The 11,850-nt window shown below is 70.4% G+C and carries 11 protein-coding genes and 1 pseudogene; 6 read left to right on the top strand and 6 right to left on the bottom strand.

Translation table 11 applies throughout. The features are described 5' to 3' along the window. Positions 1–19 precede the first annotated feature (19 nt). On the top strand, positions 20–433 hold the full coding sequence (locus ACGFNN_RS33045) for a cytidine deaminase family protein (RefSeq protein WP_393561518.1): 414 nt from the start codon (positions 20–22) through the stop codon (positions 431–433). Positions 434–905: 472 nt separating this feature from the next. Here the strand turns inward: ACGFNN_RS33045 and ACGFNN_RS33040 are convergent, their stop codons facing one another. After that, complete coding sequence (locus tag ACGFNN_RS33040; RefSeq protein WP_393561516.1) at positions 906–1,505, bottom strand: TetR/AcrR family transcriptional regulator C-terminal ligand-binding domain-containing protein; 600 nt, start codon at positions 1,503–1,505, stop codon at positions 906–908. 215 nt (positions 1,506–1,720) lie between these two features. Between ACGFNN_RS33040 and ACGFNN_RS33035 the strand changes: the two genes are divergently transcribed. The 4 genes from ACGFNN_RS33035 (at position 1,721) to ACGFNN_RS33020 (ending at position 5,786) form a co-directional block, all read left to right on the top strand. Further along, the gene (locus ACGFNN_RS33035; RefSeq protein ID WP_393561514.1) at positions 1,721–3,178 is read left to right on the top strand and encodes an MFS transporter; all 1,458 of its coding nucleotides are present in this window, start codon (positions 1,721–1,723) and stop codon (positions 3,176–3,178) included. 91 nt (positions 3,179–3,269) lie between these two features. After that, on the top strand, positions 3,270–4,100 hold the full coding sequence (locus tag ACGFNN_RS33030) for an alpha/beta hydrolase (protein WP_393561512.1): 831 nt from the start codon (positions 3,270–3,272) through the stop codon (positions 4,098–4,100). Continuing rightward, the gene (locus ACGFNN_RS33025; RefSeq protein ID WP_393561510.1) at positions 4,097–4,663 is read left to right on the top strand and encodes a hypothetical protein; all 567 of its coding nucleotides are present in this window, start codon (positions 4,097–4,099) and stop codon (positions 4,661–4,663) included. The genes ACGFNN_RS33030 and ACGFNN_RS33025 overlap by 4 nt, the downstream gene beginning before the upstream one ends. Before the next feature lie 388 nt (positions 4,664–5,051). Continuing rightward, the gene (locus ACGFNN_RS33020; RefSeq protein WP_393561508.1) at positions 5,052–5,786 is read left to right on the top strand and encodes a DUF6250 domain-containing protein; all 735 of its coding nucleotides are present in this window, start codon (positions 5,052–5,054) and stop codon (positions 5,784–5,786) included. Between the two features lie 282 nt (positions 5,787–6,068). Here the strand turns inward: ACGFNN_RS33020 and ACGFNN_RS33015 are convergent, their stop codons facing one another. Next, positions 6,069–7,136, bottom strand: a complete 1,068-nt coding sequence (locus tag ACGFNN_RS33015) for a glycoside hydrolase family 11 protein (protein WP_393561506.1) — start codon at positions 7,134–7,136, stop codon at positions 6,069–6,071. A gap of 504 nt (positions 7,137–7,640) precedes the next feature. On the opposite strand from ACGFNN_RS33015, the pseudogene ACGFNN_RS33010 reads away from it, so the two are divergent. Beyond that, positions 7,641–7,797, top strand: a pseudogene (locus ACGFNN_RS33010) (DUF4430 domain-containing protein); the annotation flags it as partial. A 10-nt stretch (positions 7,798–7,807) separates the two neighbouring features. On the opposite strand, the gene ACGFNN_RS33005 reads toward ACGFNN_RS33010, so the two are convergent. The 4 genes from ACGFNN_RS33005 to ACGFNN_RS32990 form a co-directional block, all read right to left on the bottom strand. Continuing rightward, entirely contained in the window at positions 7,808–8,719 is a 912-nt protein-coding gene (locus ACGFNN_RS33005) for a cobalamin-binding protein (protein ID WP_393561504.1), read from the bottom strand. A 137-nt stretch (positions 8,720–8,856) separates the two neighbouring features. Then, on the bottom strand, positions 8,857–9,735 hold the full coding sequence (locus ACGFNN_RS33000; protein ID WP_393561502.1) for an ABC transporter ATP-binding protein: 879 nt from the start codon (positions 9,733–9,735) through the stop codon (positions 8,857–8,859). Further along, positions 9,732–10,799, bottom strand: coding sequence for a FecCD family ABC transporter permease (locus ACGFNN_RS32995; RefSeq protein WP_393561500.1), 1,068 nt, complete (start codon positions 10,797–10,799; stop codon positions 9,732–9,734). Before ACGFNN_RS32995 ends, ACGFNN_RS33000 begins: the two co-directional genes overlap by 4 nt. Further along, positions 10,796–11,830 (bottom strand): ABC transporter substrate-binding protein, encoded by a 1,035-nt coding sequence (locus tag ACGFNN_RS32990; RefSeq protein ID WP_393561498.1) that lies wholly within the window; start codon positions 11,828–11,830, stop codon positions 10,796–10,798. The genes ACGFNN_RS32995 and ACGFNN_RS32990 overlap by 4 nt, the downstream gene beginning before the upstream one ends. Between the last annotated feature and the right edge of the window lie 20 nt (positions 11,831–11,850).

The following is an 11,850-nucleotide window of genomic DNA, read 5'->3' as shown; positions in this document are numbered from 1 at the left end:
CCCGACGAAGGCAGAGAAGATGACCACGCCGACCCACCCCGTCGACCACGAACTCATCCAGGCCGCAGCCCATGTCGCGCGCACGCGCTGCCGGGGAGACAACCACACCATGGCAGCCGCAGCCCGAGCCAGCGACGGCCGGATCATCACTGCGGTGAACGCCTACCACTTCACGGGAGGCCCCTGCGCCGAGCTGGTCCTCATCGGTGCGGCAGCCGCCCAGGGCGCCTATGAGCTGGACACCATCGTCGCCGTAGGCGACCGCGACCGAGGGGTTGTTCCCCCGTGCGGCCGGTGCCGTCAGGTCCTTCTCGACTACTTCCCCGCCCTCAAGGCCATCGTCGGCGAAGTAGACCGCATCCGAACCGTCCTGATCACCGACTTGCTGCCCGAAAGCTACGTCTGGGCGGACCACCAGCTCGAGGCCGAGTAAACCGCGCCACTCAGCATGGGCTGACACCGCCGGCCGACAACGGGGCGAACGTTGTCTGATGCGGCACTAGCGCTGCGAGACGCATGGGCTTTCGCCGGGCTGGACCAAGAAGCGACTCGGAGGGGCCTGCCGCCCCGGCGGATGCCCTTCTCGCTGCGGATCCGGGCACGTTCACGGCGTCCATATGCCCGGACGACCGTCCCGGCGAACCTTCCCGGTCGGAGCACCCGCAATTCGACGGCCTGGTCCGGGCTTTCGGTCAGGGTCCGGGAAATCACCAGGTGACGCAGGTGCGGACAGGCGACGCCGATGCCGGCCGCAAGGCCGATCTCGTAGCAACGCCACCCCTCCAGCATGGTGGCGAAGTGAGTACCCGCCGCGGTGATGGAAAGGGACCCGCCGGGCATGGGCGGGCGGCGTCTCCGGACTCGGCCACGAGGTGCTGCAGGTAGTCCTCCGGCGCCCTGGTGGGTCAGGTCTCGGCGCGGGCTGCGGCGATTGCGGACGCGGCGGCGTGGTCGGCGTCGGTGTCTGTGAGGGGGTGGCCGGTATTCAGCAGGGCGTAGTACAGCGGAGCGGAGACGGCGGCGATGACGCGGTGCGGGTCCGTCCCTTCGGGTAGTTCGCCCCGGGCGACGGCGTCGGTGACGCAGCCGGCCCACTCGGCGATACGGACGGCGTAGAAGCGGTGAAGGGCCTGGGCGGCCTGCTCGTCGCACAGCGACGCGGCGATCAGGGCCTTGAACAGGCGGCCCTGCCGGGGGTCGTTGAGGGTCTTCACGACCAAGCGGGCGTTGGCCCGCAGATCCTCGGTGACGGAGCCGGTCTCCGCGCGGGGCAGGGACTGGGCCGCCATGTCCTCCAGCAGGTCCGCCGCCATTGCCCCCGGCGTTCCCCAGCGGCGGTAGACGGTCGTCTTGCCGACGCCGGAGCGGCGGGCGACCTCCGCCAGATCCAGTGCGGCGAAGCCTTCTTCGACCAGGACGTCGCCCGCCGTCCGCAGGACGGCCTCGCGGACGCGGGCGGTGCGCCCACCGGGGCGGACGGATCCCGGGGTGGGGGTTGCGGGCATGGCGGCCTCCTTCTGTCTCTGGCGTTCATGATGCCAAGACCATCCTATCGGCACTGCGGTTCCCTTACGGCGCTCCAGGGTGCTACTGTCTTGGCGTAACGGAACGCTGGACCCGTTAGTAACCCCTCCATTGCTCCCTTGCTGCGCCCCTCGCTTCTCTGCCCGTCCCGTGCGGGTGTGCCGAAGGGGCGCGACGTCGAAAGGATTCGTCAGTCATGTCCACTACTGATGCGGCACCGCGGTCCACCGCCCAGTCGCCCGCAGCACCAGACTTCCCGCAGCAGCTGACCGGCCGCCTGAAGGTCGTCATGGCGGTGCTGCTGGTCGCCCAGTTCATGCTCGCCGTCGACTTCTCGATCCTGAACGTCGCACTGCCCGTGGTCGGCGAGGGCCTGGGCTTCTCGCTGTCGAACCTGCAGTGGATCGCCACCTCCTTCGCGCTGGCCGCAGCCGGCTTCACACTCTTCTTCGGCCGGCTCGGCGACCTGATCGGCCGTAAGCGCACCTTCCTGGTCGGCCTCGGCGTTCTCGGCGCCGCTTCTCTGGCCGGCGGACTGGCCACGAGCCCGGAGGTGCTGCTCATCGCGCGGGTCTTCCAGGGCCTCGCCACCGCGGCCGTCACGCCCGCCGGCTTGTCCCTGCTGATCACCTCCTTCCCCGAGGGCCCACTGCGGCAGAAGGCGCTGGGACTGAACGGGGCGCTGATGTCGGCCGGGTTCACCGCCGGCGCGATCCTCGGCGGTGTCCTGACCGACCTGCTCTCCTGGCGCTGGGCGTTCTTCATCAACGTCCCCGTCGCCCTCGCGGTCCTGCTCGTCGCACCCGCCGTCATCAAGGAATCCCGGCCCGCGGTGCGGCCGAAGCTGGACCTGCCCGGCGCCCTCTCGGTCACTCTGGGCCTGCTCGGCATCGTCTACGGCCTCACCCAGGCCGGTGAGCACGGCTGGGGCAACGCCCACACCCTGACCGGCCTGCTCGCCGGTGTCGTGCTGCTGGTCGTCTTCTACTTCGTCGAGCGCAAGGCCGACCAGCCGCTTGTCCCGCTGAGTGTGCTGCGGCGACCCACCGTGGCGTGGGGCAACATCGCCGGGCTCCTGGCCTTCGTCACCGAGACCTCGCTGGTCTACCTGCTGACCCTCTACCTGCAGAAGACCCTCGGCTTCACTCCGCTGCAGGCCGGACTCTCCTTCGGCGTCCTCGGGATCGGAACCGTACTCGGCGGTGTACTCGCCCCGAGGATCATCGCCCGCACCTCCACCCTGACAACCCTCGTCGCCGGGGGGATCATCCAGACCGTCTTCACCGCGGCCCTGCTCTTCCTGGGCACCAGCACGACGGCCTCGATGGCGCTGCTGCTGCCCGCCACCTTCCTGGGCGGGGTGGGCAACATGCTCGTCATCGTCGGCTTCATGGTCACAGCCACCTCCGGCCTGCCCGACCGGGAACAGGGCCTGGCGACCGGTCTGGCCACCATGTCCCAGCAGGTCGGTATCACCATGGGCACTCCGATCATGTCCACAGTCGTCACCGCCGCCACCGCGGGCGTCGTCACCGCCGGCGCGGTCCTGCGGGGCGTGACGATCGCGATCGCCGCCAACGCCGCCCTGGTCCTGCTCGGCGTCCTGATCGCCGTGGTCTTCCTGCGGGCCAAGCGGACCGCGGCCCGCGCCTGATCCGCCGCACGCGGTGCAACCCGTCAAGCCGGGCGGGTGGCCAAGCCCAGGCCGCCCGCCCCATCCTCCACGCCGAACGAAAGGACCGACCGTGGCTTCCCGGCACGCCGTCGCCAGCCTCTCCGTCGAATGGGAAACGCGCACCCTCACCGCATCGGAAGCAGTCCCGGTACGCGTCTACCGGCCCGACACTTCCACCCGGGCGCCGTCGGCCGGCTGGCTCGTGTGGGCGCACGGCGGGAGCTGGCAGTACGGTTCCGCCGCCGACTGGCACGGGACCACCGCGTCTCTCGCCGCGCTCTCCGGATGGACGGTGGTCAGCGTGGACTACCGGCTCGCGCCCGCGCACCGCCATCCGGCGGCCCTGCTGGACGTACTGACCGCCCTGGACTGGGCCCGCACCCAGGCGGACGGAACGCGGGTGCCGGTCGGCGGAGACAGTGCGGGAGGCACCCTCGCGGCCTGCGCCGCACTTGCCTCGAGGGAACGCGGCCGGCCCCTCGCCGCACAGGTCCTCGCCTATCCGCCCCTGGACCCAGCTTGCACGGCCGCCTCCTACCGACGCGACACAGCCGCCTTTCCCGCGGCCGCGGACCTGCGCCGCGCCTGGCGCCTCTGGCGCGGCGCAGGCCCGACGCCCCCTTCGGCCGGCGACGGAACACGACTGCACAGCACTCCGTTCGAGGCGGATTCCCTCGACGGACTCGCTCCAGCCCTCCTCGCCGCCGGACGCACGGACCCGGTGGCCGGCGACGCCGAGCGCTACGCCCGTCTGCTGCGTGCCGCACACGTGCCGGTCGGTCTGTTCCAGCCTTCCGGACCGGAACACGGGGATGTCCTGCTGCCCGGCAGCCAGCTGCTCCGCCACCTTGCCGGCGCTCTGCGCACCCTGCCCACTCACGTAGAGGACGTCTTCTCATGAGTATCCACGCGAACGCACACACCGCCATGCCCGCTCCGATGGAGGCCCTGGTCCGCCACCTCACAGACCTCCGGGAAGGGACGCACGGCGGGCACACCGCCCGCTCCGAGAAGGAGGCCGCGTTCCGCGAAGCCACCGAGCTGCTCGACCGTCCCGTCCGTCAGGTGCTCGGCGAGTTCAACGAGCACCTTCTGATGGGCACAGGCACGGTCAGGGCCACCGGTCCGCTGCGTGACGCCGACGGGGGAAGCCACGCGACCTGGCACCTGCTGTGGCCCGAACAACGCCTCACCGGCATCGCTCCCATGACTCTCCACGCCCACTACGGGGCCGGCTTCCACCACCCCCACCTGCGCGGCGCCACCGTCGAGGAGTGGCCGCTGAACGTCTTCACCCCCGACCAGGCCGAGGAACTGATCCCCACGCTGCGCGCCATCGTCGCCGCAGACCTGCACAACCTCGTCTTCCAGCGCGACTGGCGCATCGTCCCCGCCCTTCACCACCCGACCACCGTCCCCGGCGATGGCGACGGCGACGATGGCGACGGCGAAGAGGGCAAGTGACCATGGAATCCCCACTCCGCGTCCGGCTGTCCGTCCTCGACCAGTCGCCCAGCGGTGAAGGGTTCGGCCATGCCGACGCACTGCGGCACACGGGGAGAAGGGCCAGGTCCGCACCCGCGCTCACCTGGACTTTCACCGTGCACGGCCGGTCGAGTACCGCAGCAGCGTGGTCGTGGCGGCAGATGGGGGCGAGTGAGAGGTGGTCCTGCGCATCCGGCGCGGAGGCCGCCCCGGCCGACCGCAGCGCACACGACACGTTCGACACCCGTGCCACCTCCTGTTTGAAACATTGCGATCAGATGGCAACTTCCTTTGGATTCCGGGAAAGTGATCCGCTGTGAGGCAGGGTCAGGTCAGCCCACCCGCCACACGCGTATCAAGGAGCCCCGTGTCCATTCCGGCGAACACACCCACCACCGGCAGACGCGCCTTCGGAGTGCTCGCCGCCGGCACCGTCATCAGCGCGCTGCTGCCCGTGGCCTCCGCCTCCGCGCATCCGCACCGCGGACGCCTCATCGCGGCCGACGACTTCCGCCACGGCCTGCGGCGGTGGGCCGTGGAGCTGGAGCAGGGCGGGGAGGTCACCGCCTCGCGCGGGGTGCTCGACATCAACGTCCCCGCAGGTGCCACGGTCTGGTTCAGGCAGCGCCTGACCGGCCCCTACATCCTGTCGTACACCGCCACCGCGGTGTCGGCAGGAGGCGCCTGGGACCGCGTCTCCGACCTCAACAACTTCTGGAACGCGACCGACGCCCGATCCCCCCACGACCTCTTCGCCACCGAGCGCGGAGGTGCGCTGGCCGAGTACGACCACCTGCGGACCTACTACGCGGGGTACGGCGCCAACACGAACACCACCACCCGGCTGCGCCGGTACGTCGGGGAGCCGGGCAACCGCCCCTTGGTGTACGACTACACCCGGCCCCTGCTCACCGCGAACGAGCCCAACCGGGTACGCATCGTCTCGGACGGCTCCACCGTGCGCTGGTGGAACAACGGCAGTCTGGTCTTCGACTACCGCGACCCCCAGCCGTACACCGGCGGCCACTTCGCCTTCCGTACGACCTGGAGCCACTTCCGCATCAGCGACTTCGAGGTGCGGCGGGTGCCAGGGCGCCACTGACCCCGGACCCGGCGGAGACGGCCGACAAGCGCTCTTCTGCCCGCCGAACCGCGGCGATCCGACGTTGACCACCGTGCGGCATGTCGATGCGGGAGCCTGAGCGCGAGCTCGGCGTGACGTGGCGGGCGGCGATCCCCGTATCCGCACGGCCATCGTCGACCGCTTGACCTGCAACGGGACCATCATTGCGACCGCCATCGACTCCCACCGCCTCGCCGGCCGACGGTGCGGTGCCCGGGGGACACCGCACCGCAGGGTGGGCGAGTGCGCGGGACGGCCGGGTCAGCCCGCGCTGCAGCTGCCGACCGACGGGGACGGGCTGCTGGGTCCGCTCACGGTGAAGCCGAACGACGTCGACTGGCCGGCGCCCAGCGTGCGGTTGTGGCTGGCCGGGGTCACCGTCAGAACGTTTCCGCTCCGGCTCGAGGTGCCGTTCCAGAGCGAGGTGACCGTCTGGCCGGACGCCAGCGTCACGGGCACCTTCCAGTTCGTGATGCCGCCGCTGCCGGCCTTGATGGTCACCTCACCGTTGAAGCCGTTGCTCCAGGAGTTGGTGGTGCGGTATGTGGCGGTGCAGGCGCCGGTCCCCGTGGGAGGAGGCGTGGTGGGAGGAGGCGTGGTGGGCGGCGGTGTGGTACCGCCACCGCCCAGGCTGACACTGGAGCTTCCGGTGCTCTGGTAGCCCTCCGTCGCCATGATCATGTAGTAGTTGAACGACCCCATGGGCATTCCGGCCGCTTCCCAGGCGTCGAAGTGCGTGCCGGTGTTGATGGTGCCGCTGCTGCGCTTGCTCTGCCGGATGCTCCAGTACTGCTGGAAGGTCTTGGTGCCTTCCACGGAGGGCTGGTTGGTCCTGGTGGACTCGTAGATGTCGTACGTCCCGCCACCGTCGGTGACCGAGCCCCGCCTCGTGCCGCCGGACCCGGGGTTGTACGGGCCGAAGTTCTCCACGATGTAGTACTCGACCAGCGGGTTCGCGGTCCATCCGTACAGCGCCAGGTAGCCGTTGCTACCGGGGTTGAACGAGCCGGAGTAGGTGACGGCCCGTCTGCTGCCGTTGCTCCAGCCGAGGCCGCCGACCCAGTTGTTGGTGTTGCTCCACTGACTGCTGTACGAGCCGGCGGTGTCCGACAGGGTCATGCTGACGGAGCCCGGGGCGTCGGTCCAGAAGGAGTAGTAGTAGCCGTTGTGCGTACCGGTCGAGTTGCTCGTCAGGACCGTTGCGGCGCGCGCTGTTCCGGGCAGCAACAGACCCGCTGTCCCGGCCGCCATCAGCGCCCCGGCACCGCCGAAGACGAGTTTCCTGCGACTGACCTGACGTGGTTCGGAGTTGGGGACGATGTCGCTCATGCGTTGTTTCCTCCTCGCGAAAGGCACGGTCTGTGACCGAGGGCGCGCCGAGCACATGCGTCGGCGTCCATCGATGAGGTGAGGTGGCACAGTCCGGTCGTGCGTATCCGTGCACGGCCGGGGAGCGACACAACAGTCGAGCCTGGCACGTAAGTTGTCAACGGTTTCCGTAACATTTCCGAAACTCGGGTGTCATCGTGGATCTCTTCCTCACTGTTCAATGCGGGCACAAGAGGCGCCTTGGGGGAGGAGGGTCGGAATGCGGCACGATCAGCCTCGTCGAAACTTTCGGCAACTCGAAACTTTCGGACGTCCTCGTACAGGCGCTCCGGACCGCGATGCGGATCCCGGACCCGGCTTCCGCGACCCGGCGCGCGTACTTACGGAGAGTGAACGCTGGATCGGCGCGTCCGAGCCGGTCCGCGAGCGTGTGCACGTCTACCCCGCTGGTGGTCATCATCGACGCGCACAGGTGTCGCAGGGCATGCGTCATCTTGTCGCGGGTTCGACGACTACTCGGTCGACACGATCAAGAACGTCAGCGGTGGCGGGGTGGCGTACTGGAACATCTCCGTCAACGGGTACGTCCACCCCGGTCGGTGGGTGCCAGTTCAAGCTGAACGCGGGTGACCGGGTGGCGTTCACCTGGACTGCGTTCTGACACTTCCGCCTCACAGACGGCGGGCCTCGGCGGGCGTGACCGGCTCATCGGCACGCACGCCGTGCAGGACGTGAGCCAACACCTCCGCCCCACGCACCACCCGGGGTCCTGGACGGTTGAAGTAGGACGGGCCGTCCAGGACCCACACCCGATCGGCGCCCACGGCCGGGAGGTCCCGCCATCCGGGCAGGCCGGTGAGCAGTTCCCGCTCCCGCAGGGTCCGTTCCGGCGGGAAACCGCAGGGCAGTAGGAGCACCACGTCCGGGCGGGCGGAGCGTACTGCCTCCCACGTCATCGGCTTGGTGTGCTCGCCGGGCGAGGCGAGGAGCGGTTCGCCGCCGGCCACCGTGATCTGCTCGGGCACCCAGTGTCCGGCGGGCCACAGCGGATCCAGCCACTCGATCGCCACCACCCGCGGACGGGCACGGCCCGCGACCGCCGCGCGCACCCTGTCGAGGCGGGCGGAGAGCTCGGCCCGGCGCTGTTCGGCATGTTTCCGCACGCCGAGCAGGTCTCCGACCGTGACCAGGCAGTCCAGCACGTCGCCCAGCGTGCGGGGCTCCAGGCTCAGCACGCGGGTGTCGGCGTCGAGGAGGCGGACGGTCCGGCTGACCTCCGTGTAGGAGACGGCGCACACGTCGCACAGGTCCTGGGTGAGGACGACCTCGGGGCGCAGCGCCGAGAGTGCCTCGGTGTCCAGGGTGTAGAGCGAGGATCCGGAGTGTGCCGATCCGCCGACGGCGTCGGAGATCTCCCGGCTGGTTAGCCGCTCCTGGTCCAGGTCGGCGCCGGTGACCACAGGGACGGACGCGACGTCCCTCGGTGGCCAGTCGCATTCGTGGGTGCGGCCGACGAGCTGTGCGGACAGACCGAGTTCGGCGACGATGTCGGTCGCGGCAGGCAGCAGGGAGACGATGCGCATACCGCGACCCTACGACTCCGGCAGATGCCTCATCGCGCGGTGATCGTGTCTTCCGCACTCACGGTCGTGCCCCGGGTCGCGGCGGTGAAGGACGAGTCGCCGATGCTCCCGAACGCGGCGCGGGTGGTGGCCTGCCGTCAGTTCCCGGCCACCGTGCCCAGGAAGCGGATGTGGGGCCGGTCGCCGGGGCCGGGGCGGGTCACCTCGGCGCGCACGCCGTAGACGTCGGCGATCAGGGGCTCGGTCAGCGTGTCGTCCGGAGTGCCGGCGGCGATCACCCGGCCGTCTTTGAGGACGACGACCTGGTCGCAGTACATGGCGGCCAGGTTGAGGTCGTGCAGGGCGACGATGCTGGTGACGGGCAGTTCGGCGATCAGGTTCAGCAGGTCGAGCTGGTGCTGGATGTCGAGGTGGTTGGTGGGCTCGTCCAGGAGCAGCTCGCGCGGTTCCTGGGCCAGGGCGCGGGCGATCTGCACGCGTTGGCGTTCGCCGCCGGACAGTGTGTGCCAGGGCTGGTCCGCGCGGTCGGTGAGACCGGTGCGTCCCAGGGCGGTGCGTACGGCCTCCTCATCCGACGGGGTGGCGGGAGTCCAGGCGCGGCGGTGCGGGATGCGTCCGAGGCGTACGACGTCGAGGACGGTCAGCTCGACGAGGGTGTCGGCGTGCTGCTCGACGACGGCCACGCGCCGGGCCACGGCGCGGCGGCCCCAGCTGCCGAGTGGGCGCCCGTCGAGGGTGACGACGCCGGAGGCGGGGGTGAGGACGCCCGCCAGCAGCCGCAGCAGTGTCGACTTCCCCGAGCCGTTGGGGCCGAGCAGACCGGTCACGGAGCCGGGGCGGGGAACGAGGCTGACGCCGTCGAGGATCAGCCGCCCGTCGATGGAGCGGCTCACGTGGTCGGCGGCGAGGGCGGGCGGCCCGGCGCACGACACGTCCTCGGGTGTCGGCCGGGCGGTCGTCGGTGCTCGCCCCGGCGTGTGGACACCGTCGTTCCGCCCTGGTGCGCGGGCCGTCATCGCATCCTCCTCGTGCGGTACAGGACCAGGACGAAGGCCGGGACGCCGACCAGTGAGGTCACCACGCCCACCGGCACCTCCTGGGGATCGAGGACGTTACGGGCCAGGGTGTCGGCCCAGACCAGGAACACCGCCCCGGCGAGAGCGGTGACCGGAAGCAGTCGGGCGTGCCCCGGGCCGACGAGGGCGCGGGCGGCGTGCGGCAGGACCAGGCCGACGAAGCCGATCGCCCCCGCGGAGCTGACCAGAGCGGCGGTCAGCAGTGCGGTCACGCACAGCAGCACCAGCCGGGTACGGGCCACCGCGACCCCGAGCGTGGCCGCGGCGTCCTGTCCGAAGGCGAAGGCATCCAGGGTGCGGGCATGGCCCAGGCACACCACAAGGGCGAGCGCCAGGACGGCCGCGCACAGTCCCACCTCGGTCCAGCCGGCCCCGCTGAGCGAGCCGAGCAGCCAGAACAGCACGCCCCGGGTGGTCTCCGCGTCGGCCGCCGTCGTCACCACGAACGAGGTCAGAGCGGAGAACAACTGCATGGCCGCCACCCCGGACAGCACCACCCGGTCCGTCGTCCCTCCGAGTGTGTGGCTGAGCAGCAGCACCAGCGCGAACGAACCGACCGCACCCAGGAACGCGCCGCCGGAGACGGACAGGACACCGCCGCCGGCACCGAGGACGATCACGGTGACGGCGCCGGTCGACGCCCCCGAGGAGACCCCCAGGACGAAGGGGTCGGCGAGGGGGTTGCGCAGCAGTGACTGCATCACCGCGCCGCACACCGCGAGTCCGGCGCCGCACACCGCGGCGAGCAGGGTACGCGGCAGCCGCAGGTTCCAGACGATGCCCTCGCGGATCGGAGTCAACTCCGTCGCGCCCCAGCCCAGACGGGAGGCGACCACCGACCAGACGTCGCCCACGCCGATGTCCGCCGGGCCGATGGTGATGGCCACGGCGACGGACACGGCGAGCACCGCCAGCCCACCGGACAGGCCGGCCACGAGGCGCAGCACCCCGGCGGCGCCGCCCCGAGTCGGGCGGACGGGGGAGGACCGCAGGGCGGTGGTCATCCGCCGAGCCCGTACGCGCGCATCGCAGCGGCCACCTTCTCCACGCCCTCGACCGTACGGATCGTCGGGTTCATGGCCTGCCCGCTGAGCAGCACGTACCGCTTGTCCTTCACCGCCTTCATGTTCTTCGTCGCCGGATTCGACTCCAGGAACGCGATCTTCTTGGCCGCCGACTCGGCGGTCTGCGACTTGCGGGTGAGGTCGCCGATGACGAGTACGTCGGGGTCGCGGTCGGCGACGGTCTCCCAGTTGATCTGGGGCCATTCCTGCTTGGTGTCGTCGAAGACGTTCTTCGCACCGAGCGTGTTGGTGATGATGCCGGGCGCGCCGCAGCAGCCCGCCATGTAGGGGGACTCCTGGTTCGCGAACCAGTACAGGACAGTGGTGTCCTCGGCGCGGATCCCGGACGTGGCCTTGGTCACCCGGCTCTTCAGCCGTTCGACCAACTGCTCACCCCGATCCTCCACCCGGAAGACCCGGGCCAGTTCCCGCACCTCACGGTAGACCGTCTCCATGGTCAGCGGCTTCGTCCGTGCGCCGTCGCCATCACCGCTGTTGTCCTTGCCCTCGCAGTCGGCGGGCGACAGATACGTCGGCACGCCGAGCTCCTCGAACTTCTCGCGCGGTGCCACTCCGCCCTTGCCCAGGGTGGAGGCGAAGGAGGACGCCACGAAGTCCGGTTCGGTGGCCAGGACCTTCTCGAACGACGGCTGGTTGTCGGCGAGCCGGGGCACCTCGCCGTCGCCCTTCTCCAGTCCCTTCATGACTGGATCGGTCCAGGTGGCCGTGCCCACCATGCGGTCTGCCAGACCGAGGGAGAGCAGGATCTCGGTGGTGCCCTGGTTCAGCGACACGGCCCGCTTCGGCGCGTCCTCGACCGTCACCTTCCGCCCGCAGTTGTCGAAGGTCACGCCCTGGCTCCCGGTGCCTGCGGGTTTGGCGGAGGAGCCGGAGCCGGAACCGCACGCGGTAAGCAGCAGGGCCCCGGTCAGGAGCAGGACGGAACAGCGGGTGGGACGTGACAGGTGCACGGTGGCGGCTTCCTAGGCGT

Origin of the sequence: Streptomyces sp. NPDC048590 (genome assembly GCF_043199535.1) — a bacterium.
Lineage (GTDB): Bacteria > Actinomycetota > Actinomycetes > Streptomycetales > Streptomycetaceae > Streptomyces.
The sequence above is the reverse complement of the archived record's forward strand: the minus strand, read 5'-3'. Positions and strand labels throughout refer to the sequence as shown.